The sequence below is a fragment of the Anabaenopsis sp. FSS-46 genome, assembly GCF_029891665.1.
Lineage (GTDB): Bacteria > Cyanobacteriota > Cyanobacteriia > Cyanobacteriales > Nostocaceae > Anabaenopsis > Anabaenopsis arnoldii.
The window spans coordinates 1-26329 of sequence record NZ_JANQDG010000137.1; the positions used below are offsets into that span (position 1 = coordinate 1).

General features: G+C 41.9%; 30 protein-coding genes and 1 pseudogene. 17 read left to right on the forward strand and 14 right to left on the reverse strand.

The genetic code is table 11. From position 1 onward, the window contains the following. A pseudogene (locus NWP21_RS17060) lies at positions 1–218 on the reverse strand (IS701 family transposase); the annotation flags it as partial. 68 nt (positions 219–286) lie between these two features. Here NWP21_RS17060 and nfi point away from each other — a divergent pair. Both nfi and NWP21_RS17070 read left to right on the forward strand, forming a co-directional pair. Beyond that, complete coding sequence (nfi, locus tag NWP21_RS17065; protein WP_280793597.1) at positions 287–952, forward strand: deoxyribonuclease V; 666 nt, start codon at positions 287–289, stop codon at positions 950–952. 74 nt (positions 953–1026) lie between these two features. Next, complete coding sequence (locus NWP21_RS17070; RefSeq protein ID WP_280793598.1) at positions 1027–1758, forward strand: GDSL-type esterase/lipase family protein; 732 nt, start codon at positions 1027–1029, stop codon at positions 1756–1758. 24 nt (positions 1759–1782) lie between these two features. On the opposite strand, the gene NWP21_RS17075 is transcribed toward NWP21_RS17070, so the two are convergent. The 4 genes from NWP21_RS17075 to NWP21_RS17090 all read right to left on the reverse strand — a co-directional run bounded on the left by NWP21_RS17075 (position 1783) and on the right by NWP21_RS17090 (position 3908). After that, positions 1783–2322, reverse strand: a complete 540-nt coding sequence (locus tag NWP21_RS17075; protein WP_271732232.1) for a DUF3172 domain-containing protein — start codon at positions 2320–2322, stop codon at positions 1783–1785. Continuing rightward, the gene (locus NWP21_RS17080; protein ID WP_271732230.1) at positions 2312–2470 is read right to left on the reverse strand and encodes a hypothetical protein; all 159 of its coding nucleotides are present in this window, start codon (positions 2468–2470) and stop codon (positions 2312–2314) included. The genes NWP21_RS17075 and NWP21_RS17080 overlap by 11 nt, the downstream gene beginning before the upstream one ends. 28 nt (positions 2471–2498) lie before the next feature. Beyond that, positions 2499–2987 (reverse strand): NAD(P)H-quinone oxidoreductase subunit N, encoded by a 489-nt coding sequence (locus NWP21_RS17085; RefSeq protein WP_280793599.1) that lies wholly within the window; start codon positions 2985–2987, stop codon positions 2499–2501. A gap of 777 nt (positions 2988–3764) precedes the next feature. Next, positions 3765–3908 carry a hypothetical protein gene (locus NWP21_RS17090; RefSeq protein WP_271763009.1) on the reverse strand — a complete coding sequence of 48 codons (144 nt, stop codon included), beginning with the start codon at positions 3906–3908 and terminating at the stop codon, positions 3765–3767. Between the two features lie 97 nt (positions 3909–4005). Between NWP21_RS17090 and psb28 the strand changes: the two genes are divergently transcribed. Beyond that, on the forward strand, positions 4006–4344 hold the full coding sequence (gene psb28, locus NWP21_RS17095) for a photosystem II reaction center protein Psb28 (protein ID WP_271731933.1): 339 nt from the start codon (positions 4006–4008) through the stop codon (positions 4342–4344). Between the two features lie 210 nt (positions 4345–4554). Here the strand turns inward: psb28 and mraY are convergent, their stop codons facing one another. Next, positions 4555–5658, reverse strand: coding sequence for a phospho-N-acetylmuramoyl-pentapeptide-transferase (gene mraY, locus NWP21_RS17100; RefSeq protein ID WP_280793600.1), 1104 nt, complete (start codon positions 5656–5658; stop codon positions 4555–4557). Positions 5659–5810: 152 nt separating this feature from the next. Next, positions 5811–6050: a DUF3134 domain-containing protein gene (locus NWP21_RS17105; protein WP_271731929.1), complete on the reverse strand. Its 240-nt coding sequence runs from the start codon at positions 6048–6050 to the stop codon at positions 5811–5813. A 227-nt stretch (positions 6051–6277) separates the two neighbouring features. On the opposite strand from NWP21_RS17105, the gene NWP21_RS17110 reads away from it, so the two are divergent. The 7 genes from NWP21_RS17110 (at position 6278) to NWP21_RS17140 (ending at position 13017) form a co-directional block, all read left to right on the forward strand. Further along, a complete protein-coding gene (locus NWP21_RS17110; RefSeq protein ID WP_271731928.1) occupies positions 6278–6862 on the forward strand; it encodes a PAP/fibrillin family protein in 585 nt (194 codons plus the stop codon). Positions 6863–7078: 216 nt separating this feature from the next. After that, entirely contained in the window at positions 7079–7291 is a 213-nt protein-coding gene (locus NWP21_RS17115) for a photosystem I reaction center subunit IV (RefSeq protein ID WP_271731926.1), read from the forward strand. A 104-nt stretch (positions 7292–7395) separates the two neighbouring features. Beyond that, complete coding sequence (locus NWP21_RS17120; RefSeq protein WP_280793601.1) at positions 7396–8238, forward strand: DNA-formamidopyrimidine glycosylase; 843 nt, start codon at positions 7396–7398, stop codon at positions 8236–8238. A 107-nt stretch (positions 8239–8345) separates the two neighbouring features. After that, a complete protein-coding gene (locus tag NWP21_RS17125) occupies positions 8346–8561 on the forward strand; it encodes an NAD(P)H-quinone oxidoreductase subunit O (RefSeq protein ID WP_271731922.1) in 216 nt (71 codons plus the stop codon). A gap of 320 nt (positions 8562–8881) precedes the next feature. After that, entirely contained in the window at positions 8882–9553 is a 672-nt protein-coding gene (locus NWP21_RS17130; protein WP_271731921.1) for a hypothetical protein, read from the forward strand. 48 nt (positions 9554–9601) lie between these two features. Next, positions 9602–11548 (forward strand): P-loop NTPase fold protein, encoded by a 1947-nt coding sequence (locus tag NWP21_RS17135; protein WP_280793602.1) that lies wholly within the window; start codon positions 9602–9604, stop codon positions 11546–11548. A gap of 2 nt (positions 11549–11550) precedes the next feature. After that, positions 11551–13017: a DUF1802 family protein gene (locus tag NWP21_RS17140; RefSeq protein ID WP_280793603.1), complete on the forward strand. Its 1467-nt coding sequence runs from the start codon at positions 11551–11553 to the stop codon at positions 13015–13017. A gap of 119 nt (positions 13018–13136) precedes the next feature. Here NWP21_RS17140 and NWP21_RS17145 read toward each other — a convergent pair whose 3' ends face one another. Beyond that, on the reverse strand, positions 13137–14726 hold the full coding sequence (locus tag NWP21_RS17145) for a glucose-6-phosphate isomerase (protein WP_280793604.1): 1590 nt from the start codon (positions 14724–14726) through the stop codon (positions 13137–13139). A 226-nt stretch (positions 14727–14952) separates the two neighbouring features. Here NWP21_RS17145 and NWP21_RS17150 point away from each other — a divergent pair, with 226 nt between their 5' ends. Together NWP21_RS17150 and NWP21_RS17155 are read left to right on the forward strand one after the other, a co-directional pair. Further along, positions 14953–16089, forward strand: a complete 1137-nt coding sequence (locus NWP21_RS17150; RefSeq protein WP_280793605.1) for a branched-chain amino acid ABC transporter permease — start codon at positions 14953–14955, stop codon at positions 16087–16089. A 62-nt stretch (positions 16090–16151) separates the two neighbouring features. After that, positions 16152–16934 (forward strand): ABC transporter ATP-binding protein, encoded by a 783-nt coding sequence (locus NWP21_RS17155; protein WP_271763503.1) that lies wholly within the window; start codon positions 16152–16154, stop codon positions 16932–16934. A gap of 53 nt (positions 16935–16987) precedes the next feature. On the opposite strand, the gene NWP21_RS17160 is transcribed toward NWP21_RS17155, so the two are convergent. The 3 genes from NWP21_RS17160 to NWP21_RS17170 are packed head-to-tail and all read right to left on the reverse strand — an operon-like array spanning position 16988 to position 19094. Then, positions 16988–17839, reverse strand: coding sequence for a sulfite exporter TauE/SafE family protein (locus NWP21_RS17160; protein ID WP_280793611.1), 852 nt, complete (start codon positions 17837–17839; stop codon positions 16988–16990). Beyond that, entirely contained in the window at positions 17839–18375 is a 537-nt protein-coding gene (locus NWP21_RS17165; protein WP_280793606.1) for a rhodanese-like domain-containing protein, read from the reverse strand. Before NWP21_RS17165 ends, NWP21_RS17160 begins: the two co-directional genes overlap by 1 nt. A gap of 32 nt (positions 18376–18407) precedes the next feature. After that, positions 18408–19094, reverse strand: coding sequence for an MBL fold metallo-hydrolase (locus tag NWP21_RS17170; RefSeq protein ID WP_271731908.1), 687 nt, complete (start codon positions 19092–19094; stop codon positions 18408–18410). 152 nt (positions 19095–19246) lie between these two features. On the opposite strand from NWP21_RS17170, the gene NWP21_RS17175 reads away from it, so the two are divergent. After that, positions 19247–19606 carry a metalloregulator ArsR/SmtB family transcription factor gene (locus tag NWP21_RS17175; RefSeq protein ID WP_280793607.1) on the forward strand — a complete coding sequence of 120 codons (360 nt, stop codon included), beginning with the start codon at positions 19247–19249 and terminating at the stop codon, positions 19604–19606. Between the two features lie 51 nt (positions 19607–19657). Here NWP21_RS17175 and NWP21_RS17180 read toward each other — a convergent pair whose 3' ends face one another. Together NWP21_RS17180 and glpX are read right to left on the reverse strand one after the other, a co-directional pair. After that, a complete protein-coding gene (locus NWP21_RS17180; protein ID WP_271763499.1) occupies positions 19658–20944 on the reverse strand; it encodes a glutamyl-tRNA reductase in 1287 nt (428 codons plus the stop codon). Positions 20945–21045: 101 nt separating this feature from the next. Continuing rightward, positions 21046–22083 (reverse strand): class II fructose-bisphosphatase, encoded by a 1038-nt coding sequence (gene glpX / locus NWP21_RS17185; protein WP_280793608.1) that lies wholly within the window; start codon positions 22081–22083, stop codon positions 21046–21048. Positions 22084–22301: 218 nt separating this feature from the next. Between glpX and grxC the strand changes: the two genes are divergently transcribed. The 3 genes from grxC (at position 22302) to NWP21_RS17200 (ending at position 23936) form a co-directional block, all read left to right on the forward strand. Next, positions 22302–22610, forward strand: a complete 309-nt coding sequence (gene grxC, locus NWP21_RS17190; protein ID WP_271731902.1) for a glutaredoxin 3 — start codon at positions 22302–22304, stop codon at positions 22608–22610. 21 nt (positions 22611–22631) lie between these two features. After that, a complete protein-coding gene (tadA, locus tag NWP21_RS17195) occupies positions 22632–23126 on the forward strand; it encodes a tRNA adenosine(34) deaminase TadA (protein WP_280793609.1) in 495 nt (164 codons plus the stop codon). Positions 23127–23225: 99 nt separating this feature from the next. Then, positions 23226–23936, forward strand: a complete 711-nt coding sequence (locus NWP21_RS17200; protein ID WP_280793612.1) for a 1-acyl-sn-glycerol-3-phosphate acyltransferase — start codon at positions 23226–23228, stop codon at positions 23934–23936. Positions 23937–23954: 18 nt separating this feature from the next. Here NWP21_RS17200 and NWP21_RS17205 read toward each other — a convergent pair whose 3' ends face one another. Further along, positions 23955–26054, reverse strand: coding sequence for a S8 family serine peptidase (locus tag NWP21_RS17205; RefSeq protein WP_280793610.1), 2100 nt, complete (start codon positions 26052–26054; stop codon positions 23955–23957). Positions 26055–26167: 113 nt separating this feature from the next. On the opposite strand from NWP21_RS17205, the gene NWP21_RS17210 reads away from it, so the two are divergent. Further along, a partial coding sequence (locus NWP21_RS17210; protein ID WP_271730781.1) for a helix-turn-helix domain-containing protein occupies positions 26168–26329 on the forward strand: 162 nt, incomplete at its 3' end.

Below are 26329 nucleotides of genomic sequence, written 5' to 3' on the forward strand. Positions count from 1 at the left end.
TGAGGAAAAATAGACTCAAGGGCAGTTTGTGCAGCCTGACCCCAATCAGGTGGTGATGTTGAGTGAGTATGTAGATAAGTCCAATGAGCGATGAGATAAGCGGTCAGAGAAAGAATCAGCCAGCGATACATACCCAGTAAAGTTCCTTGCCCAAAGCGATGCAAACCAAAACGATGCTTTGCGGTTTTAAACCAACCCTCAATTTGCCATCGACGTTTAACAACTTAGGCATAAAAAGTAGCTTTAGATACACTACTGCTCATCAAATTTCGTAAAACACGTAAAGATGAAAATTTATCAAAATCATCCTTGGCCTGTAACAGTCTCAGAGGCTATACTGATACAAGAAAGTTTACGAAGTCAAGTAATTACCTCAGATCAACTTCGGCAACCTGTGAAATATGTTGCAGGTGTAGATATGGGTTTTGAGTGCAATGGGAATATTAGCCGTGCTGCAGTTGCGGTGCTGAGTTTTCCTGATTTGCAGGTAGTAGAAACTGCATTAGCTCAACGTCCAACATCATTTCCTTATATTCCCGGTTTTCTTTCATTTCGGGAAATACCAGCCATACTTGATGCAATAGAAAAGATTCAAATTACACCAGATATTATTTTGTGTGATGGTCAAGGAATCGCCCATCCCCGAAGATTCGGTATCGCTTGTCATTTAGGGGTGATATTGGATATACCCACAATTGGGGTAGCAAAATCATTACTAATTGGTAAGCATGATCAACTGTCAGACACTAAAGGTAGTTGGCAACCACTCATACATAAAGGTGAAACTATTGGGGCTGTTTTAAGAACACGTCAAGGAGTAAAGCCTGTATATGTCTCCATCGGTCATCAAGTCAGTTTAACTACTGCAATTGAATATGTATTAAGCTGTACACCAAAGTATCGTCTGCCCGAAACTACACGCATGGCTGATAAATTTGCTTCTGGGAAATAAACGATACACAAGATACCCTTTAATGGTGTAGAAATGTATAGAATCTTGTAAAGATATAAAATATAGTTCTAAAAATGCAAACACTCGAGCTTTCTTCCTCTGGGCTGGTAGTACAACCAAAGCCATTTGAGTCTTTGAGAATTATTGCACTAGGAGATAGCTTAGTTTATGGCTTTGGCGACCCAGAAACAGGGGGTTGGGTTGAACAACTGCGGCGCTGGTGGATGTTGCCCGATAGTTGTGGTCATATATTATATAATTTGGGGGTGAGAGGCGATCGCACCCAGCAAGTAGCACAAAGGCTAGAAGTAGAATTTCGCCATCGAGGTGAATTAAGAAATCGGCTTCCCGACCTGATGATTCTCTCCGTCGGTGTGAATGATTCCGCCCGATTAAAAAGTAGCCAGGGTCGTAATTATACAGATTTCGCTGTATTTAAAACCGAAATTGCTGCTCTGCTCGCACAAGCACAAAAACTTTGCCCTGTGTTGTTTGTGGGGATGGTTCCTGTGGATGAAAGCAAAATGCCTTTTTTAGATTGCTTTTATTATAATCACAGCGACCAGTACCGTTATAAAGAAGTTACTAAACTTGCTTGTCAGCAACGGCAAATTCCTTACTTAGATATTTTCGATCAATGGATGTCCCGTGATGAATCGTGGCGGTTACATCGCTTAGGTGTAGATGGTCTTCACCCCAATACCCTCGGTTATCAAACTTTGTTAGCAGACGTGATGAACTGGGAAGCACTAGCAGCCTACAATCAGAAGGCCAATGGAAAAACTAACCCCCATGAGGGGGTGTAAATTTAGACTCAATTTCCAAGGGCGCTAAAATCTCTCTGTTTCTTGCGGTTGTGTCACTGCTCCGGGCTGAGAGGTGAAAAAGTTTTGAGCAGCTTGGTTTTGGTAAATACATCTAATGTCAGGGTTTTCACTGTCCAAGTTACCTGTAAAGCCAAAGGTATTTAAACGACTCCTACATTCTCTGACTTGGCTTGATGATACAAGGTTACGTTGCTCTAAAATTGCCCAGTTATTTTGGCGCAGAACGCACCCAGGACGCATACTTGGTTGAGCAACATAGACGTTAAACGGGTTGAGAGTAACAAACAGTCTCGCGTCCATGACCATTGCACTAGCCCCAAACTGCACACAAATCTCAGGGTTAGGCGCTTTAGTATCTATGAATTCACGAGAAGCGACATTTGCCGGGGTTAAAGTGGTTGTGGAACTAAAGGCAATACCAATTCCAATACCCAACACCAGCACCCCCGCCAAAATGGCGATAGTAGAGATGTTGAACAGGGGGGATTGTAAAGCCGAGGATTTAGAAGTATTGGCTGGTCTACCAGTAGATTTACGTCTCATTTTCGCTCTGATTACCTTCAGCACTGAGAAAGTAGGGAGTTAGCTCAACTGGCCTCCCTTTGACAGTATGACGATTCTTAATTGTAGTTCTGTTTTGCGATCGCCTTTGGCACAGGGCGGAGGGACATCGCCACTGGAAATTTAGCAAATTTCCAGCGACGATATGGTTCCCTTGATTAGACAGCTTGATAACTAGCAGAGTATGTGTCTTTGAGAGGTTGCCAACTGAAGGCACGCGCCCCCCCTCTCTCTACTACTACTTTTACTCTGGGTTCCAAGCTAGGTAAGGTGGCTAAAAACTCAACTTCCTGATCTGCGAGAATATTGCCTTCAATGATCCACAACACCAGCCCCTTTGAATTTGGTGGTAGCTGTTCTAGATTGTAGGTAACAATCGGTGGAATATAATATACATAACCTACCGCAGCACCAGTACTAGAGCTTTTTTTACCCAGGTGAGGTGGTCTGACTCCATGAACTCCTGTGAGATAGGCAGCTACGTCGCCCAACCCCCTGGCGGTAATATGAAGATCGACATAGCCAGTAGCCCTCAGTCGGCGGCGATATCGACCTTCAAAACCTCCTTCCAAAGGTACGTAAACACCAAGGGAACCAAATTTTTCCAGATCGCGAATGAAAGCGTTGCCAGTGGTAATCAGTGCCATAAATTTTCTTTCGTCTTATCCCACTCAGATATCTCTATTATTCACCCTGAAGCAGGATTAGGTTCAAGTATTCAGGACATCACCTGTAATCAAAAACTATTTTAAAGATTTCTCGACAAAAATCAATAGATGATTTATGATATTAGATTGTGACCTCCGAGCGTAAAAACTGACTGCTCAATTTTCTGTGGGTTCTTAGATGTTTAACATCTCCTGGCAATAATAAACTTAGCTTAAAGTTGTCAGAGACTGGTACACTAGAAAAACTAGCAGGTTAGCAAAGAGTTAGGGGCTAAATAAACCCGGCCCATAAACGACTCTGTACTACGTTCACTCCTATATCCCTGAAAACCCAGGGAATATCTTAAGCTGTAGTTTAAGATTAAAGTGTTGAGTGAAGCAAAAACTGAGGGGTAATGTTAGTTTCATAACATTGCATCGAGCTTAGTTCACGGATACTGAGCGGGAGAAAACCGCTTAAGTCCCACCACAGCACGGCAGTAGCAAATGATAGGGCAAAGACCACTAACAGCACTGCCTCCAGAAAGTGCCTAAGTAATTGCTTGGACGAAAGCATTACTGCACAAAGTGCAAAGCTTAAAAGCATTGCTCTGAAATTCCAAGAGTTGTTTTTTTCGCCCAGAAAAAAAAGCTTGTGGCTGTTCTGGTGACCAAGTGAGGTAGTCCTAATCCGACTATTTTATAGACAAAAATATACTTATGTTGACAAGCACCGACATAAGTGAGTTAAGAAAATCGCCCACTTGATATATGGTCCTACGATATCAAGTATTGAATTAAGACTATTGCCAAGGCGAAAACCAAGCAATGATAGCGGTAGTCTTTCTTGTAAATCTTAACTTGAGAAATATCGCGTCTGGCTAAGGCGTGCAAGTCTACACCAGGGATAACCGCTCCCATGCTCCCGTTGAAGTAGAAAGTAAAGTCTAGCTTTGTCTAGGTTTTATGTAGCAGAAAATGGGAAATTAACCATTACAAAACTTTAAATACAGACATCATGGCAAAAATCCAGTTTTGCAGAGGAATCGACGAGGAAGTAATTCCAGAAGTACGCTTAACCCGCTCGCGCAGTGGCGACAGTGGGACAGCAACGTTTATTTTCACCAATCCGCGCATTTTAGATCAAGGTAACACGGAGGAAATCACCGGGATGTACTTGATTGACGAGGAAGGAGAAATTATTACCCGAGAAGTTAAGGGTAAGTTCATCAATGGGAAGCCAGAAGCCTTAGAAGCTGTTCATCTGATGAAATCTGCTGCAGAATGGGAGCGCTTTATGCGCTTCATGGAACGCTATGCGGCAGAAAATGATTTGGGATTTAACAAGGCTCAATAGATATCCGATATACAGCAGATTTTATCTGAGTAGGTACAAGGGCGGGCAAGATGCCCACCCCATAGAAGTTTTATCATTTGATGGAATTGGTATAACGCAACCGACAAGATACATTTAATCTGACACTTGCGTAAGTCCTATAATCAAAAAAACTCCCTATATTAGGGAGTTTGTATTTTGTTAAATGATTTTCTCAAAAGTTGTGAAATTTTAAAAAGTGGCGCTCGCTACACAAATAACAGCCAAAATGCCAGCGATCGCATAAAATACCCTTACCACTTGTAATTCCGACCACCCGCTCAATTCTAGGTGATGGTGTAGGGGAGCCATTTTCAATAAACGCTTTCCTTTCCCATCAGGACCCTTGGTAGCTTTGTAATAACCCACCTGGGCAATAACTGAAAGAGTTTCCACAAAGAAAATACCACTGAGAATAAACAGTGCTACCAAACTATTAGTTAGTAAAGCTACAGCAGCTAAAGCTCCGCCCAGTGCTAAGGAACCAGTATCACCCATAAACACCCGTGCTGGGTTACGATTATGGGCTAAGAAACCTAAACAACCGCCACTTAATGCGGCACAAAAAACCATTAATCCTGGGTAAGCGGGGGCGATAACAGAACCTAAGCCTAATAAAGCGATGGCCACGGTTCCCGCTGCTAAACCATCAACACCGTCAGTTAAATTAGTTGCATTACTTTCTGCGACCAGGACAAAGCCAGCCAAAGGCCAGAATAAATATCCTAAAGGTAGTGTAAAGCTCACCCAGGGTAAAGCAATATTTGTAATTTGAGAATTATGATTAAACATCAGCCACAGACAAAACAGGGCTGCAAATAGAATTTGCAAAGCCAGTTTCATTTTGGGTGATATCCCTTTATTTGATTTGCGACGCAGAATTTGCCAGTCGTCAAGCCAACCTACAAATCCATAACTGAGAGTTAAAGCACAGACCCCAAGGACTTCTGTGGCAAAATTAGATAATATACAGGCGATCGACACAGATACCGGTACAAAAAATATACCCCCCATAGTTGGCGTACCAGCTTTCTTTAAATGGGCTTGTGGTCCATCTTCGCGGATAATTTGGCCAGTTTTCCAGGCTTGTAACATTGGGATTACTAAAAATCCCATAGCAGATGTACACAGCGCTCCTAGCAACAATGGTAACGTAAGTGACATACCTAGCCAGGGCGTTCTCTGTCCTAGCCAATCCAAGCTCAATGCTGCTACACTGAGGGCTATAACTAAACCAAAAGCTAAGCTAATACCCGAAATATTTGACCCTTGGTTAGGAGATAATTTAGCGTCCACAGAAATTTCCTTCACTCCACACTTAACAGAACATAGATATTACCCAGCACTGCACGGAAAAACCAAGATAAATTTATTACAAAAACATCAATGAGTTTTGATTTGACCTTTTTAGCCGATGTGCTATGGTAATACTACCCAGGTTGACCAGGCTAGTCTTCGTCTACGCCAAGATCACTACCATCATCAATGTCGTAATCATCTATTCCGTCTTCTGAACTCAAGAAATCTGATATTTCTTCTTCTTGTTGTGAATAATCGGTTTCTTGAACAGTACGCGCTACAAGCCTTCCTTGATTTTGTAACCAGTCCAACATAGAAGATTCTTGCTTTAATGGAATTACTGGCGCGCGTTGGTTCCGGGGTTCTTCACTTAATGGAGAGTTCAGCATATCTACCAAAACACAAAAAGATCATGTAACTAGACATTAAGAAGTCTATCACTGACAAGGGATATTTTAATTATCCATTCAAGTCGTAGTTAATAAATCCGTAAACTGGCAGAAATAATTTATTGAATAGTCTTATAAGAACCACCAAAATTGCACGGCTATTATGTCATAATCTATACTGTCGGCTGAAAGTAGATCAATCCTGATGATTTTTGAGGTGATAGACCATGCTCGGTAAAGCTAATCTCATTGATGCGATCGCCGGTACTAATCGCGGTTTACTAGCCACTGAACCACAAAAACAAGCTATCTTAGCAGCCATCGCCAATTTAGAAGACTTCAATCCTACCCCTCGCCCCTTAGAAGCGACGGATTTACTCAATGGTGATTGGCGGTTAATCTATACAACCAGTAAAGCTCTCCTAAACCTGGATCGCATACCGTTATGTAAGCTCGGACAAATTTATCAGTGTATCCGGGTCAACACTGGCAGTATTTACAATATAGCCGAGATTTATGGCTTACCTTATCTGGAAGGATTAGTAAGTGTAGTTGCCAAATTTGAACCAGTTTCGGAGCGACGTGTACAAGTCAAGTTTGAGCGATCCATTTTGGGTTTAAAACCTTTAATCGGTTACAGTTCTCCCGCCAGTTTTATTCAACAAATTGAATCCGGTAAAAAGTTTACGGCTATTGATACCTCCTTAAACAGCGAGCAACAGCAAGGCTGGCTAGATATTACTTATATAGATAGTGATTTACGCATTGGCAGGGGTAACGAGGGTAGTGTGTTTGTTTTGAGTAAAACATAAATCTTATTACATCCGTTGCATTTGCCAACGAAAATACCCTGCCTTCGGTTTTTTGTCAAGATGGGTCTGATACCTTGTCAGGTTTCGGCTGTCAATGGAGGAATACTTAACCCCGTTTCAGATAAATAACTTAACAAAGCCTCTAGGAAACAGCTGGACAATGTAAAGTGAAATCAATTAGCCCTAATATATCCATCATTAAAAGGGAAGATACTTATGGTTCAACGTGGTTCTAAAGTGCGTATTCTCCGCCCCGAATCCTACTGGTTTCAGGATGTAGGCACAGTGGCTTCTATTGACCAAAGCGGCATTAAATACGCAGCAATTGTCCGGTTTGATAAGGTGAATTACTCTGGTCTCAACACTAATAACTTTGCCCTAGATGAATTACTTGAGGTAGAACCACCAAAAGCTAAAGCTAAAAACTAAGCGGCAGAGCAATAAAGGTAATAATTTGATGGGATGCTGAATGATATAGCTTAAATCCTATATCATTCACCAGCCTACCCTCAAAGGTAAACGATATAGCTTAAATGCCTGAACTGCCTGAAGTTGAAACAATCCGCAGGGGTCTAAACCAATTTACCCTGCACCGCAAAATTACGGGTGGGGATGTGTTGCTAAACCGCACCATTGCCTACCCGTTTTCTGTAAATGAGTTCATTTGTGAAATTACAGGAAGTGCGATCGCCGCTTGGCATCGTCGTGGTAAATATCTTTTAGGGGAACTGACCCCCTCACCCCAGACTCCGTGGTTAGGTGTTCATCTCCGCATGACCGGACAGCTATTATGGCTACATCAAGACGAACCATTACACAAGCACACAAGAGTGAGGCTATTCTTTGAAAACCAGCAAGAATTGCGCTTTGTTGACCAGCGCACCTTCGGTCAAATGTGGTGTGTTCCCCCAGGAGTAGCAGTAGAAAGTATAATTACCGGTTTAGGGAAACTAGCCGTAGACCCTTTTTCGCCTCAATTCACCCTTGAGTATTTCGCCGATAAATTACAAAATCGCCGCCGTCCTATTAAAACAGCACTATTAGATCAATCAGTGGTGGCGGGTTTAGGTAATATTTACGCTGACGAAGCACTATTTAAAAGTGGAATTTTACCTGTAACCCTGTGTATGGATTTGCAGTTACAGCAAATTCAACGTTTACACACAGCTATTATTCAAGTATTAGAAACCAGTATTGCAGCTGGGGGTACAACCTTTAGTAATTTCCTCAACGTTCAAGGGGTTAACGGTAATTATGGCGGTGTGGCTTGGGTATATAACCGCACTGGCGCACCCTGTCGAGTTTGTGGTACTCCCATAGAGCGAATTAAGTTAGGGGGGCGTTCCAGTCATTTTTGCCCCCAATGTCAGAGTTAGTAGAGAGGCTGGGAATGGGGTGTAAACAAACCAGCAATAAATTCTTAAGTGAATTTGCATCTGACCACAAGTTAAAATCCTGTTAAAACCAATTCAAGAGGAAATTTATGGCAGTTAAAAAAGGGGATATGGTTCGCGCTGTCCGCGAGAAGCTGGAAAATAGTTTGGAAGCACAAGCCAGCGATCCTCGCTTTCCTTCATATTTGTTTGACAGCAAGGGCGAAATTGTCGATGTTAAGGGTGATTACGCCTTGGTAAAATTTGGGAAAGTACCAACGCCAAATATTTGGTTACGCTTAGACCAGCTCGAAGAGTTTAACTAAGTCTGTTGACACTCCCCCGCTAACCGCTCTCCCAACCTCTCCTCCGCAAGCACAGAGGCTTTAAAGGTTGATTTTTGCATGGAAATAAGTAATGATTATGCGACTTTGTAAAGCGCAGAAGAGTTGGGGAGGGGTTGATGGAATTCACCTTGAAAAACCATAAATTCAGATATCCTATTTGATTTATAAAAACTAGGAGTTTCAGATCCCCGACTTCTTAAAGAGGTCGGGGATCTAAGTCTTCATAAGTAAAAGTTTTTTATAGCTAAGACGACAAAATAATATTACCATAAAATGAATAGTCATATAGGACACTGGGCATGGCTGCAGAAGAAAAAGGTTTAAAGGATACTCAAGCTAAAACACGCGTGCTGCTGGCGTTGTGGGATATGGGAGCAGTGGAGGGAGAGGTTAACCAGGGTCAACTCACTAAACGAATTGTCACTAAGGGTAAGAAGGTAGGAGACTATCGGCACATATTTAAAGATTTGGAAACGGCTGGAGCAATTTCTATTTCTAAAAAGAAAATTTCTCTCACCTCTCCCATAGGTTTGGAGATGTTGGGGGAGGGTTTGAGCAGTGGTGATTTTCAGTTTGAGGGGACTATTGTCGGCACCTGGGTAGCCAATGCGTTGCTGCGGTGGATTAGTCAGATGAATGGGGGATCAACTCTATCTGTTCTTGCGAGTGATGGGGTGAAGTTGGCGGTTATTTCTTCCTACGAAGAATTTAAATCTGTGGCATTAGAAGTTTACGACCAACTCAATCAGAACTACAACTTAGATGATTTAGTGCCTATTTATCGCATCAGGAGAACCATAGGGGAGCGGGTGAGCCGTGAAAACTTCAACACCTGGTTGATCGAAATGCAAGCTGAGGACATTTTGCAGCTGATTACTGGAGAAATAGCAGACTTTACCCCTGATAAACGAGAAGACTCGATATCTATGGAAGGTACACAACTACGTTCCTATGCTCAACGCCTGAGTTAATCAAATTGCTTCCACACTGTGTAGTTCCTCCCACGACATTTATTCATCATGACAAATACCCCTATTTCTTCCATAGAAGCCGTTAACGCCGCTATTAAAAATCATAATCCCTTTACTAACGCTGGTATCGTTAAAGAACAGGACGTATGGGGAAAGGGAGTCCCCGATGTACCAACCTTAAATGCTCATGCTTCTAATAAAGTCTTTGAAGCCATTGAATTTGTGCGAACAAGTCAATTGAGCCAAGATAAAGTGACTTCCATTGTGATCACTGCACAACAGGGAGTTGGTAAAACTCATCTTCTCAGCCGCATTCGTCATCAATTAGAAACAAAAGGCGGTGCTTTATTTGTCTATGCAGGTGGTAATAATTATACAGACTTAAATCTGGTGAAGTACCAATTTCAGCAAACCTTAGCAGATAGTCTGAGTGAAACTGGTAGTCAAGGGGTAATGCAGTGGCAGGAAGTAGCCGCAGCCATGGCCAACGAAACTAGAGGTGACAATTGCCCCCAATCAGCAGAGTTAGTTAAAAAGTTTGACCAAGCATATAAAAAGAGTTTGGACAAAAACAAAAATCTCATGAATGCCTTGCAAGCACAAGTGCTGAAAAATAAACCCAATGCAGATCCCTATATTCTCCGGGCTATTTTGTGGACACTCTCAGAAACTCAAGCACCTTTTGCTATCAGATGGTTATCTGGTGAAGAATTAGCCCAGGTCAATGCTGATGAGTTGGGTTTACCTAATTCTCCTAAAAGCAATCAAGACAAAGAAGCTGAAGCCCTGAAAAATATTCAGCAAGTCTTGAATTTAGTTAGTTTCTATAATCCGGTTATTATTTGTTTTGACGAGATAGATGTTAAAAACAACTCCACTGAAGATGGCTTACCCACTGAAAGCGTAATTGCTAATTTGGTGAAAATTCTCCATGATACTCTGGAAAACTCCGAACTTAGTCAAGGAGTTGTTTTTCTCACAGTAATGCTACCGGAAACATGGAGAGAAAAGGTAAATTTAATACCAGGTGGTACCCCTGATAGAGTATCAAAATTTACTCAAAGAAAACCAATAGAATTAAAATATGTTAGTAGCGATTCTATGGTGGACTTAGTTACTGTTTGGCTTCAGGAATTTTATCATTCAAAACAATTAATTCCTCCTCATCCACTTTACCCATTTACAGAAGGTGAACTGAGAGAATACGGCAAAAATAAACCAACTGTCAGAGAAGCTTTGCAATGGTGCGCCAAGAATTTTAAGGTAGATGAGCTACCCCCAGACCCACTTTCACGGTTTGAACTGGCATTTACAAAAGAAAGTAATCTCAATGCTGAAGATTACTTACAGGATAATAATATGCTGGCTGAGGCTCTATGTTTTGGTTTTGAGACATTGATCAATCATACCTTAGAAGGAGTAAAAATTGAGGAGATTACCCGGGATGTCAAGCCTAAATCACAGAATAAAAATTGGATAAAGTTTAAAATTGTTGGTACTGAGAATGGCGCAGCGGTGAAAATTGGCGTGTCTGTAATCCAGGATTCTCGAACTGCATTATGTGCTGGATTAAAACGTTTAATTGATTATCAAACATTTGATTTGACTCGTGGTTGTTTAGTGCGATCGCAAGACAAGATCCAAAAAATGAAGCAAAATTCTGAAGCCTATAAATTACTGGAGGAACTCATATCCCAAAAAGGAGGGGAACACGTCGATTTAATAGAAGAACAAATTCGCCCACTGATCGCAATTTACTCTATTTACCAAAAGTGCTCAAACTATGATTTAACAGATGCACAAATTTTCGATATCATTACTCAAAATAAAATTACCATTGATAATCTTCTATTACGAGAGATTTTAAGCGATCCATCAGGCATATTACCAGATGCTGATGATAGCGATATTTTAGATGAACTATTTGATCCTACAAATTTAAGTCAAACAGATGAATCAGACGAGTCAGACGAATTAAGCGATTTGTATAGTTAATCATGAGCCAATCAGTTTTAATTTATAAAGCCCTTTGTCTACCCAGTGGCGATGTGGAAGCGTTAGTACAAGGGCGAATTATTGCAGCTATACCTCGTAAATTATTGAATAGGGGTGATAAATTTGCTCTTTACCCTGTTAATTCTTCAATACATCAGTTGCAAATTGAGCAATACTATCGCCCGAATTTTTTACCCATTGCTGAAAGTGTCATCAAACAACTGAACTCTGAAAAAGTTACTATTAAAGCTTGGGCGAGATGTGAACTTTGCGGAATGTTGGATGAGACTCAGCCGTTAGAAGTTTTATCTCAGTTAACAATCTGGACAACAGCAACGCTGAAACAAATCTTAGAAAAACAACATATTTTTTTACCTTACCTGCGAGTTTATCATTTATCGGAGCCTTGTCAAGTTGTACTCACCCCCGATATTAAGGGCAAAATTGGTAAATTTGTCGGTATACCTAATATTACTGCTGGGGAGGCAAAACCAGTATTGAGCGATCGCATTTTTGCTCAACGCCAAAAGCAACTACAAAACCTCGAACCACCCAAACACCCAGAACTAGAAGATTTACAAACTGCAATAGTGTCTGTGAGTATGAGCAACCCAGGGGCGCAAGCATTAGACAATTATATTAAAAGGTTTTTAGGTTGGAGTAGTCAGGAGGATAATCATCAACTGGGTGAGGATTTGGGTTGGATAAATAATATTGCCGCGTTAGGCGATCGCAGTATACAAGAAGATGAGGGTAAAAGTAACTATCAAGCCGGGACGGACTTTGAAAATGTGGTGCGTCATAGCTTGGAATTTTTAGGATTTACCGTTGATTATAGTCATAAAGGCGGTGCTGGTGGTTTAGATTTATTTTGTTCCCAACCATACCCATTATTTGGTGAGTGTAAAGCCGGTAAAAGAATTCCTAATGATAGCGCAGTACAATTGTTAAATTTGGGAATGTTACGCGAACCAGAGCTTTTTGATCAAGCTACTAAAATTATCATTGGTGCGGGTAAACCAACAAACCAACTACAAAAATCTGCAAAAATACAAGGTATGGCTATTCTTAATCCTGAAACACTTGAAAAATTAGTCAAACTCCAAAATAACTATCGTAACTCAGTAGATTTATTTAAACTCAAAGAATATTTAAAACCGGGTCAATGTGATGCACAAGTAGAAAAATATATCAGTCAAGTTTACACAGATATCAATTTGCGATCGCACATTATCCAACTAGTAAAAAATTATCAGCAAAACTCAGGGATAGACTTAGCAGGGGTAGAAGCCCTACACGGTGCATATTTCGGCTCAAATCCACCACAACCCCTGCAACCACAAGAAATGCACGAAATTTTAATAGAACTTTCCTCACCCCTGACAGGTTACTTAGGAAGAGTTAAAGGTCAAGATTGGAAAAGCGATCGCTTTTACTTCCTCCGAGACTTAGTAACTACGGCTGAGTAACTTAATATTTGCCCATAACTGCCAAGCATCCTAGATAGATGTGATCTAAGATGCTAGAGAATAAAAAAATTGTTGCAGATACAACAATTATGTGATACAATAGTGCAATGAATCTAAGTTTATTTGGCGGCGCAAATCTTCAAACTAGCAGGGTTACCTGGGTCACCTTGTACTAATACACCGCGATCATTTGCGTGCAAGTGCCGGACAATTTTGTAAATTGCCTCAACTTTGTCAGATGCGCCAGCTTTTTCGGCTATTTCTTCCAGAGACAGGGCTGTTTTTTGCTGTTGCAACACAGCCACTACCTTTGATTGTAACTCCAGAATAGCCGCAGCAGCTTTTTTACCAGCTTCTACTCCTGGTTGATGGTAGGCGTTGATATTTACCAAACTGGCGTATAAACCAACAGCACGTTCATACAAAGCAATTAACGCTCCCACTGTTTTGGGGTTGACTTGGGGAATAGTCACTGTAATAGAATCCCGTTGATTTTCGTACAGCGCTTGTTGACTTCCTAAGAGAAACCCACAGAGAAAATCTCCCGATGTAACTCCAGGTTGAATTTCTAAAGATTTTCCTTGACGGTCTTCTAACACTTCAATGAAAGTAGCAAAGAAATTCGGTACACCCTCACGTAATTGCTGGACGTAAGCGTGTTGGTCTGTGGAGCCTTTGTTACCGTAAACAGCGATCCCTTGATAAACAGTCTTACCGTCCAGGTCTTTTTCTTTACCTAAAGACTCCATTACCAGCTGTTGCAAATAGCGACTAAATAACAACAAGCTGTCCTTGTAAGGTAAGACAACCATATCTTTTTCACCCTTACCATTACCGGAAAAATACCAAGACAAAGCCAACAAAGCCGCTGGGTTATTTTTCAAGTTTGGGACGCGGGTAGCGTCATCCATTTCTTTCGCACCCTCTAGCATAGCGTGAACGTCAATGCCTTGTAATGCGGCAGGTACTAGTCCCACGGCCGACATCTCTGATGTGCGTCCTCCGACCCAGTCGTACATGGGAAATCTGGCTAACCAGCCTTCATTTTTGGCGACTTGATCTAAGTTACTATCAACGCTAGTAATCGCAACAGCGTATTGAGCAAAGTCTAAATTCTGGGCTGCATAGGCGGCTTTAACTTCAATCATCCCATTGCGTGGTTCCGGTGTTCCCCCAGATTTGGAGATGACTAAAACCAAAGTTGTAGCTAGGGTATTTTGCAACCGAATCAGAACACGGTCAATACCTGCGGGGTCTGTATTGTCGATAAAGTGAAGGTTCAGGGGTGGAAAATCAGGACTGAGGGCCTCAGCCACAAATTGCGGACCGAGGGCAGAACCACCAATACCAACAGATATAATATCGGTAAACCGACTGGCTTGGGGAGGGTGAACAGCACCTGTGTGGACTTTTTCCGCAAAGGCTTCAATTTGCTCTAGGGTTTGGACAATTTCTTGGGTAAGTTCTGGTGTGGGTGCTAAATCAGGATTTCGCAACCAGTAATGTCCTACCATGCGGCTTTCGTCAGGATTTGCGATCGCACCCTTTTCTAATTCCGCCATATCCGCAAACGCTTTGTCAAACTTCGGCCGCAACGAATCCACAAAAGCATCATCAAAACCCATGCGACTGATGTCTAAGTAGAGTCCTAATCCCTTGTGGAAATATAACCAGTTTTGGTATCGTTGCCAAAGTGCCTTCGCATCCATAGGGAAATCTCAAATAAAGTATTGCTTCAAAAACAAGTTTAATGTAAGGTCAGAGCCATCCGGTGCCTAGCCTTATACAGTTTTCAATGTTGGGTATGGAGCATCCCATTAATCCAATTAATTAGTGATGCTTCCCAAAATTATTGTACCTTACCGTTCACCCTTCCCTACACATAGGGCAGAGTTATGGAGTAAGACATGGTGATAGTGTATTAAATAAATTACTATGGTTGAATATCTCACTTTTTTAGCAATTTCTACCACAATCTTCGCCCTGTTTGGTTTGGGACTCAATCTACAGTGGGGATATACAGGGTTAATTAACTTTGGTCATATTGCTTTTATGACTCTGGGGGCTTATACCACAGTTCTGCTAAGTCTCCAGGGTATCTCCTTAGTGATATCAGCAATCATAGGAGCAATAGTAGCAGCTTTATTAGGTTTAATTATTGGTTTTGCTACTCTGCGCTTACGGGAAGATTATCTGGCCATTGTCACCATTGGCGTAGGAGAATTAATTCGTTTAGTGGTGAACAATCAAGAATTACCTGTGCGGGATACCTGGATATCTGGGGCGTTTGGTGTCCAAAGTTACCCTATACCCTTATCCACACCCCCCAATTTGTTTTTTAGACTGGTGATGATGGGATTGCTCACAGTGTTGGCGCTGGCTACTTTTTGGTGTTTGTGGCGATGGGTTCGCGCCGCTCACAAATCCCTGTTAGCCGATTCTCGCAAAACTGACAGTAAAAAGCAAGAATTAGTTTCGCGCTGGGGAGTAGGGATTATATTCGCCCTGCTGACAGCAGCAATTTATATTTCTGGTTTGATTGGCTTGTATGATTATAAACCCGCCGCCGGTTTGATGCTGTTGTCACTGTTGGTATTAGGATTTGTATTCTGGCGGTTAGAAATTCTAGTGCGATCGCCTTGGGGAAGGGTGCTTAAAGCTATCCGTGAGGATGAAGAGGTTCCCAAAGCCATGGGTAAAAATGTTTTTTGGTATAAAGTACAATCCCTGATGTTGGGAGGTGCGATCGCTGGTATCGCTGGGGCTTTCTTTGCTTGGCAACTTAGCGCTATTTACCCTGATAATTTTCAACCACAACTAACCTTTGATGCCTGGATTATGGTAATTTTAGGCGGTTCTGGTAATAATATTGGCACCATCTTAGGGGCGGTCATTTTCTTTACTTATGATGCCATGACCAGAGAATTTTTACCGAGAATTTTTACAAATTTATCTTCTGACCAATTGGGCGCATTTCGCATCATGGTGATTGGTCTGATTTTGATGGTACTGATGATTTGGCGACCTCAAGGTATTTTAGGGAAAAAAGAGGAACTCACCCTGGGTAAGTAATTGCTTCACAGTGACTAGTTGAGATTCTGCAACATTAGTTAACAGTTATCAGTCAATTTTTTATGGTAAATAATCAATCTTCCCCACTTCCACTACTTGCAGCTAGCGGACTTTGTAAAAGCTTTGGTGGCTTGAAAGCTGTCAAGGATGCCACAATTGAAGTTAATCAAGGTAGTATTACTGGCTTGATTGGTCCTAATGGGGCTGGTAAAACTACTTTGTTTAACCTACTATCTAACTTCATTCGCCCAGATAAGGGACGAGTGATTTTTGATGGGGAACCTATTCAGCAGTTGGAACCATACAAAATCGCCCAGCAGGGACTAGTCCGCACTTTTCAAGTGGCGCGGACTCTCTCCCGGTTGTCGGTGTTAGATAATATGCTGCTAGCTGCACAAAAACAAACAGGAGAAAAGTTTTGGGGAGTGCAGTTACAGCCTCATATCGTAGCTCAGGAAGAAAAGCAATTCCAAGAACAAGCAATGTCACTACTAGAATCTGTAGGACTGGCGGAAAAAGCCCATGAATATGCTGGTGGTTTATCTGGTGGACAGCGGAAGTTATTAGAAATGGGACGGGCGTTAATGACCAATCCTAAGTTAATTTTATTAGATGAACCAGCCGCCGGAGTCAATCCCAAACTAATAGATGATATATGCGATCGCATTCGTACCTGGAACCGCCAAGACGGTATGACGTTCTTAATTATTGAACACAATATGGATGTAATTATGTCCTTGTGCGATCGCGTTTGGGTGATGGCGGAGGGTCAAAATTTAGCTGAGGGAACCCCTAAAGAAATACAAAGCAATCCCCAAGTATTAGAAGCCTATTTAGGACAGTAATATCAGTCTAACTAATTAGTTATTCTGCCGGTATTTTCTTTACCTACCTCAAATCAAATACGCAGTATTTGTTGATAATTTGCATTCTGCCCAGCGGCTTTTTTGGTCTTAAACTCTTCTAGAATACCGCGGTTTTGGAATAAAATCAAAGCCGCCACTCCCAATAGAAAATAACCAAAATATTTTTGTAATTTTTTGCCATCAACATATTGAGATAGATAAGCACCTAGAACAGTGCCAATACTGGCTGCTATAATAAATGAGGCGATAATATTCCAGTCTAAAGTCACTTCTCCCCAATAGCCTAAAAACCCAGATACAGCATTAGCAGCAATAATTACTAAGGAGGTACCAATAGCCTGTTTCATTGGTATATTTCCCAATATAACTAAAGCGGGTATAATCGCAAATCCTCCCCCAACTCCCACTAATCCTGTTAATATACCCACCCCTAAGCCTTCGCTGACTAGCCACAACCAACAGTATTTACAAATGGGCTTGGTGTAAATTTCTGATATGTCAGGCTGTTTCGCTGTTGATTTAGCACCACGCCGAATCATTAACCCAGAAGCTAGCAACATCATGACTGCAAATAGCAGCATTTGCAAACTACCTGTAATAAATGGCAGATTGGCGATTTTAGCACCAGCAAAAGCCCCCAACATCGTAGCAGAACCAAAGATAAATGCTGTTTTTAAATTGACGTTTCCCTGTTTCCAATGGGGAATTACACCAATTAAACTTACGGTTCCTACAATTACTAAAGTCATGGCTACAGCAGATTTCGGCTCTATTCCCATGACATAAACTAAAGTTGGTAATGCTAAAACTGATCCACCACCGCCAATCAACCCTAAGCTAATACCAATCCCGGCTGCTAGGATATGTCCTAATATCCATGTAATCATTGCACACGTTGATTGTAGGGTAATTTCGCCAATAACATTCCCATGGCACAGGTATTACTGACTCCAGCAAATACTAAACCAGCACCGACAAAGCCACTCAAAATTAAAAACCAAGGTGAAACAAAAGCACCTAAAATCGTCCCTGTAAATACTAATGAGCCGGCTACAATTTGTACTTGTCTCATTAAACTAATGGGGGCGTTTTTATTAATTTTAGTGGGATAATTTAACTGCTTCCAAGCTGTAATTCCTCCTTGAAGTTGGGCAAATTCTGAGAAACCCGCAGTCATCAGTTTTTGTGCTGCTTGGTGAGAGCGTTTTCCTGACTGACAATACAGCACAATTTGACGGTGAGGAGGAAAATCTACTTTTTCTGCTTGGAATTGAGACAGGGGTACAAGTTTAGCGCCGGGAATATGTTCGGCTGCATATTCTCCAGGTTCCCGCACATCTATCAGTTGTACTTGTTGTTTTTCCGTCCAGTCTTTGAGGGTGGAAGGGTCAATTAATTGCAATTTAGTTTCTGAAATCATATTGTTACCTGCTGGTGTTAATCTTAAACTATTCAAGCATTACCACAAAGTTGATTTGCTGGTACTGCTTCCATGATTTTTTGGGGATTTGGTAAGTTTAAACTGGCCATGAACTCAATAAAGTTATCTCGCGTCCGTCCTTGGAAGCGTGGGTTAAACTGCTTTTCTTCGCCGATGGTAGAGACGGTATGTCCTCGGTAGTCATGTCCTGGATAAACTAAGGTTTCATCGGGTAGGGTAAATAGGCGTTGGGTAATTGCATCAAATAAACTTCCCGCATCACCACTTTGAAAGTCAGTCCTACCACAACCACGAATCAATAGGGAATCTCCTGTTAATAGTTTTTCACCATTAACTAAATAGGCCATATGACTATCTGTATGTCCTAAAGTGGCTATGGCCTCTATGGTAATTTCATCTAATTTGAGAATTTCCCCGTGTTTAATTTGCCGATCAGCACAGCTGGCTGAGGCGTTTTCTGGTACAATTCCTAAACACCCAGTTAATTCACGTAACTTACCAGTACCTGTAATATGATCGGCATGAATATGTGTTTCTAAGCAGTAGTGCAGTGTTAACCCTAATTCTCTAATTAATTGGCGATCGCGTTCTACATTATCTATCACCGGATCCACTAGAATAGCTGCTTTGCTAGTCTTGTCGGCAATCAGATAAGTATATGTACTTGTATCATGGTCAAACAGTTGGCGGAATAACATTTTAGTTTCTCCATATAAACGGACTAGGCTAAAAGCAGAAAATTTTATCGGTAGTTGGATATTAGTTTCTGATATTTTCCATCGCCTTTTTCAAAGTATATGAGTATATGGTAAAATAGTCAATAGAAAAACCACAAAACAATTAATCTTATATGTCAGAGATATTTCCAGACGATCTCAGTCAAGTTGCGGACTATTTCAAAGTCTTGTCAGAAGTGAGTCGCCTACAAGTGTTATGTTGTTTAAAAACTGGATCTAAAAATGTTACACAAATCATTGGGGAGACTGGACTAGGACAGGCTAATGTATCCAAGCACCTCAAAGTTTTAGCACAAGCGGGAATTGTTAAAAGAACACCAGAGGGCGTGAATGTAATTTATGAAATTACTGACCCGATATTATTCCAGTTATGTGATCTAGTGTGCGATCGCCTAGCTGTCCGACTCGAACAACAAACCCAACAGCTGGAAAAACTCGGGAGTAAGGCGTGGAGTCTAGGACAAAGGGGATAATTTTCTCTCCTTTTCCCCTGACCCCTCTGACATAGGTGGGATAGGTGTCAATTAGCTAAATTGCTCCCCCGCATCCAAGTTAAATAAAATTTGCAGGGTTTGCATACAGTTGCGCCGGGCTTCAACATCCTGCTGGGCCCGCAATTGTACCATAGGATCGTGTAGAATTTTATTAACGATTCCTCTTGTTAAAGCTTCGATCACCTCTTGATGTTTGTCAGCAAATTCGGCACCTAATCGGGACAAGGCTTTTTCTAATTCTTGTTCGCGGATGGTTTCAATCTTATTTCTTAGACAACTGATAGTAGAAACAGTTTCTAGCGATCGCCACCAAAGATCAAAAGCTAAAATCTCTTCATCCAGAAGTTTTTCAGCCTCTTCAGCCATCTGGCGACGGCTTTCATAGTTTTGTGCCACAACAGCCTTCAAATCATCCACATTAAAGGCTTGGACATGGGACAGTTCATTTACATCCGCATCCACATTACGCGGCACAGAAATATCAAATAACATCAAACAGCCATGAGACTCTAAAACTTTTTCTAACCTGCTGCGGTTAAGTATAGGTTCAGTAGCAGAAGTACTTGTAAATACTAAATCACTTTTAGCAATTACCGCCATCATTTCTGATAGCGCATAAGTATATATAGGCTGATCGGGATAAAGATTTGCCAATTGCTGGGCGCGTTCTTGAGAGCGATTAACAATGCTAATTTGTGTAGCACCCTTAGAAATCAGGTGTTGTACCAACAAACGTGACATTTTGCCAGCACCAATAATTGCGACTCGGCAATCTGATAAATTAGTGGTCTTCATTTGTGCCAACTCCACAGCCGCAGAACTGATAGAAACTGCACCAGTACCAATACTCGTTTCAGAACGCACACGCTTACCGGCTGTCAGAGCTTGTTTAAATAATCGGTTGAGAATTGTTTTTATACCACTGTACTGCTGTCCCAGTTTATGAGTATTTTTCACCTGAGCTAGAATTTGACCTTCTCCGAGTACCAAACTATCTAAACCTGCCGCTACGCGCATCAGATGCATAACAGCATCACCATGTAACAACATAAACAAGTGTTGACGTAGAGACTGTATAGGTAAGCGGCTGTGTTCAGAGAGAAACTGAGTCACCTCCCTAATCCCTCGCTCCGTCTCACTGGTCACAATGTATATTTCTAGGCGGTTGCAAGTGCTAAGTATTGCCACCTCATCAATATGGGGATAGCTACTCAGATGAGCGATGGCTGTTTCGGTCTGTGGTTCTGGAATACTCAGCTTTTCCCGGATTTCAACTGGGGCGGTCTTATGGCTTAACCCCACCACGATAATATTCATTATTTATCGGTAATTGGTAATGGATTATTGATTATTCAGAGTTGGGGATGAGGTCCCAGAGATGAACAAGATTCTTCCCCAGTCCCCACCCCCTCAAGTTTCTAACGTAATTGCAGATTCTTTGGTTGGTCAAACATATGGATAGTATCGACAAACCGTGCTGTATTGGACTGGTTAGAAATCACCAAGCTTTGAGTTCTTGCGCCGCCCTTAAAGAAGCGTACACCGTCCATAAGAGTACCAGGGGTAATACCACAAGCCGCAAATAAAACAGTTTGACCAGAGGCTAATTCCTCGGCATTATAAACCTTGTCCGGGTCATTAATGCCCATTTCCTTTAACCGTGCGAGATTGCCTTCTCTGCTTTCCCCAATTAAACCTGTTTGTACAACTTCTGGATCGTAGATCAATTGTCCTTGGAAATGACCTCCCAAGCATCGCATAGCCGCAGCAGAGATGACTCCCTCAGGAGCAGCACCGATGCCCATCAAAGCGTGGATATTAGTACCACCAAAAGCGCAGGAGATGGCCGCAGAAACGTCACCATCACTGATGAGTCTGACTCTAGCACCGGCATTGCGAATTTCTTGAATGAGTCCTTTGTGGCGGGGACGATCCATGACCACAACCACCAATTCCTCAACTGCGCGGTTTAAGCACTCAGACAGGATTTTTAGGTTTTCAGTTGCTGACTTGTTGATGTCTACATGACCTCTGGCCGCAGCTGGTGCTGCTAGCTTCTTCATGTAAAAGTCAGGCGCAGCGAATAAACCACCTTTTTCGGCGATCGCCAAAACTGCCATTGAGCCATTTTGACCATAGGCGACTAGGTTTGTGCCTTCGCAGGGATCAACAGCAATATCAATTTCAATTAGTTCTTCAGGGTTACAGTACTTTTGAGCATCCGGTTTAGTACAGATGCCAACCTCTTCCCCAATGTAGAGCATAGGAGCTTCGTCACGCTCCCCTTCACCAATCACAATGCGACCGCGCATATACATTTTGTTCATGCACTCCCGCATCGCTTCCACGGCTACTTGGTCAGCAGTGTTCTTTTCGCCTTTACCTGCCCACTTTGCAGACGCGATCGCTGCTTGCTCTACTACCTCAATAATTTCTAATCCCAGTGTATTTTCCACAGATTCACCCTCTTAAGTGCTTGACTTAGCTTTTTGTTATTTGGCTATTTCAGTCTTCAAGTCTACCAAAGTGCGGATACACGTGGACAATACTATCTACTAAGACAAGTGTTAAGTTTTGCTGCTTTGACTATCTGGTTTATAGTATATTAGTACTATTGTGACCTGCCATGGTCAGATAAAAGATATACTTGTGAAAAAATTCCCTCAGAAAAAATATGCTGGATTTTCTTAACCCCCTTCTTGGTCGCCATCCAGAACGTGTTAAGGCAAATGTTGAAATCTACACCTGGCAAACCTGTCCTTATTGTATCCGTGCCAAAATGTTGCTGTGGTGGAAAGGTGTAAGATTCACCGAGTACAAAATCGATGGCGACGAAGCAGCTAGAGCAAAAATGGCCGAACGCGCTCATGGCCGCCGTTCAGTACCACAAATTTTCATCAATAATCAGCACATTGGTGGTTGTGATGACCTTTATCAGCTAGACAAAGAAGCTCAACTCGATTCACTATTAGCCACTGTGTGATCACCCAGTAGCCATGGAAAAATGTTAATTGAATATCCAGAATATCTGATACATCGCCAATGGATGAGTCGCGCCATAGACTTAGCAAAAATCGCCGGCGATGCTGGTGAGGTTCCTGTGGGTGCTGTGATTGTTGATGCTACTGGAAATTTGATTGCTTCAGGCGAAAACAGAAAAGAACGTGACCAAGATCCCACAGCTCACGCAGAAATTATCGCCTTGCGAGCAGCTGCTAAAACTTGCAGAAATTGGCGCTTAAATCAATGCACCCTGTATGTCACCCTAGAACCTTGTCCCATGTGTGCAGGTGCTATTGTCCAAGCACGTTTAGGAATACTCATCTATGGAGTGGACGATCCTAAAACCGGCGCGGTTCGTACTGTTACCAATATCCCTGATGGCGCTGCTTCTAATCATCGTCTACGAGTCATGGGAGGTATTTTAGAATCAACCTGTCGTCAACAATTACAAACCTGGTTTGCAGGTCGTCGTCAGCAAAATCATGGACAGATATAAAACTGTCCATTAGTCCTAAGACAATTTACCAAAGACAAACTACTGTTTAATTAATCAACAATTTATTGGCTGATGGGACAATCGGCCGCTACCATGTTTATGGAAATTTATACTTACCAACAAACAGCTACCACGGCAAACACTCGGGTAGCTGACACTACCTCGCGGATATCTCCCTGGTTAAGTCCTTTATTGTATCTATTAGGCAGACACCTTCTTTTACCATTATTCTTTGGCAAAATTGACATCACCGGACAGGAAAATATTCCCTTAACTGGCCCTGTGATCCTAGCCCCTACCCATAGGTCACGTTGGGATTCACTGCTTTTACCCTATGCTGGTGGTCGCTATGTGACAGGGCGGGATCTACGCTTTATGGCTAGTATTGATGAGTGCCAAGGAATACAAGGCTGGTTAATCAGAAGTATGGGAGGGTTTCCTGTGGATCCTCAGCGTCCAGCTATTGCTAGTCTGCGTCATGCTGTTGAATTGCTTCAAGAAGGCGAAATATTAGTGATTTATCCAGAAGGTGATATTTATCGCGATGGTCAAGTTCACCCATTAAAACCAGGAATTGGTCGTCTCTCTTTGACTGCTGAATCTAGTCAGCCAGGAGTAAATATCAAAATTATACCTATAAATATTAAGTACAGCCAACCTTATCCTCAGTGGGGTACAGATGTAATAATTAATATTGGAAACGCATTAAATGTCAGTGATTACATGATGGGGAATCTCAAACGAAATGCCCAAAAACTCACATCGGATTTAGCATTAGCTCTACAAGAATTAAGCAATGAAGAATCATAGATATGAGTAAGTTTTTCACTAATAACCAATGACTAATGACCAATTATTCAGTTTTCCCACATCTTGTGGGGCATAGTCGATTAACCATAACTGCCAAATTCCTTGAGATGAAAGGGAAAGTAATTGTTTCAAGACTGGGTGGGAGCTAATTGTATAGGTTGTTTGTAAATTAGTGCGGCGGCCTAAGGTGCGGCTTTGTAATAACACCCGTCGATGATTGGGAGCTATTAAATAAACTTCTAAATCGCCTAAAAAATCATGGGTGATATTAACTGTTATTTGAATATCTTTAATGGGACGGGATTCACTAATGGCGATCGCACTTTTGACCCCCTCTGGATTATCATCTGGAATACTTAACTCACGGAAATTCTCACCCCTGACCTGTAACTGAGCAGATAACAAAGAACTACGTAGTTTTGCGGCAGCTTCCACCGCCCTAGCTGCATTCACTTTGCCATAACCAAACCATTGAGAATGTCCGTTATTGTCGTAAGTACCTGCTTGAATACCCAACTGAGGGTCAGGGCGAGAATCCACAATTTTATCAGCAGTTTCCTCCAGAATTAACTTTACCTCTTGCGCCGTTAAGTGAGGATTTGCTGACAGAACTAATGCCGCCACACCTGCGACTATAGGAGTAGCGCTAGAAGTACCGCCAAAATTATTGATAAAATCACCAGGATCATAACCTGCTTCGCCTACTTGGTCAGTAGTTAAAATTCCCCGTCCGTGAAGAGTCGTAGTAATATGGGGTTGTGTATTGACAAAACCCCGACCCTGAAATGAAAATCCCGGTGGGGCGTTATTACTAGGCGCACACAAAGTAATATTAGTGCCCCAGTTACTGTAAGCAGCTTTCTGGTTCAAACTAGTGGAAGCTGCAATGGTAATCACATCAGGATGTACGGCAAATCCATTTAACCAACTTGTATTTCCCTGTAATAAATTTCCTGGCCAATTCTGCTCATAAACCACACCGCTAATGGGCCGGTTAGCATTTCCCGCAGCAAACAATACCACGCAACCTTTACCATTACGTCCTGTAGTAGCAGCACGAGTAATAGCAGCCCGTTGGCGCAAAGACAAGGGATAATATACAGCACCAGCTCCCCAGCTACAAGAAATCACACTGGCCCCCTGGTTAATCGCCCAGTTAAACATATCCTCAATGGATTCATCATCTAAAAAACCAGTACTACGAATCGGCATCAATGCACAACCAGGAGCAACCCCCACAATTCCCTGACCATTTTCTTCAGCCAGAGCTATTCCTGCGCAAGCCGTCCCATGACTGATTTCTCTCTCACCGGGTATAGGTAAAAAACCATTTTTCCTTAAGTCTCTAGGAGCAACAATTTTGCCACTACCTTGTAAATCCGGATGGTTCAAGTCAAAAGAATCATCTACAACCGCCACAACTACAGAACGCACACCGCGAGTGATGTCCCAAGCTGGTTCTACACAAATATGAGAACCAGCTACCAACTGGTTACCGCCATTGTGGTAAAGATACCATTGCTGAGGATATAGGGGTTCACCGGGTCTGTAATGTAATTCACTTTTAATGAGGATATTAGGTTCAGCAACTAAGACGAACGAGAACCCCTGTAACTGATTAGTAATTTTCAGGGGATTTTCTCTGGCTTGTTTGCTCACCAAAAACACAAAAGTATTAGGAATACCCAGGACGGGTTTTTGTGCAACTAAACCAAATCTAGACGCGATCGCCTCAATTGTGGCAGAATCTACCCAAGAGGCAAATTGAATAGTAATTTGGTCATTCAGGTAAACGAAAGTTCCTGGATGATTTTGAATTGTGTAAACATGGCCAGCAAAAGCCACACTTTGTGCACCCCGTGCTTGAGACATGGCCGAGTCTAACTGGTTAGTTACCACTGTGAAAACTTCTAAATTTGCTTGCGGAATGCTAAATTGCCAAATACCCCAGTTAACCTGAGATAATTGTTGGGAAGTAAATTTAGTTGAGGGACGGACAGTGAAGCGGTCTAAAACCTTTTCTAAAATCAACTCTTCACCGGCCCGTTGTAAAACCATTCCTAAATTGCTTGGCAAACCTGTGTGTGTAAAATCAGAGGAATTAGCTTGATCGTTCATAGAGGTTAGTAGCTAATTACTGTTTTATTAACTAATACTAACAAATAATCACATTTAGTCAAAATTTCCTGTCATCTTTTAGCTTTGTGAGAAAATTGCAGTAAAATTACTGTATGCTACTAGGATTCAAAACTCAACTCAAAGTTAACAAGCAACAACGACTACTACTGGCGCAACACGCAGGAGTAGCCAGACACGCTTGGAATCAAGGTTTAGCACTTTGTCAACAGGTATTATTACATAACAAACTTAATCCTCAAGACAAAATCAAATTT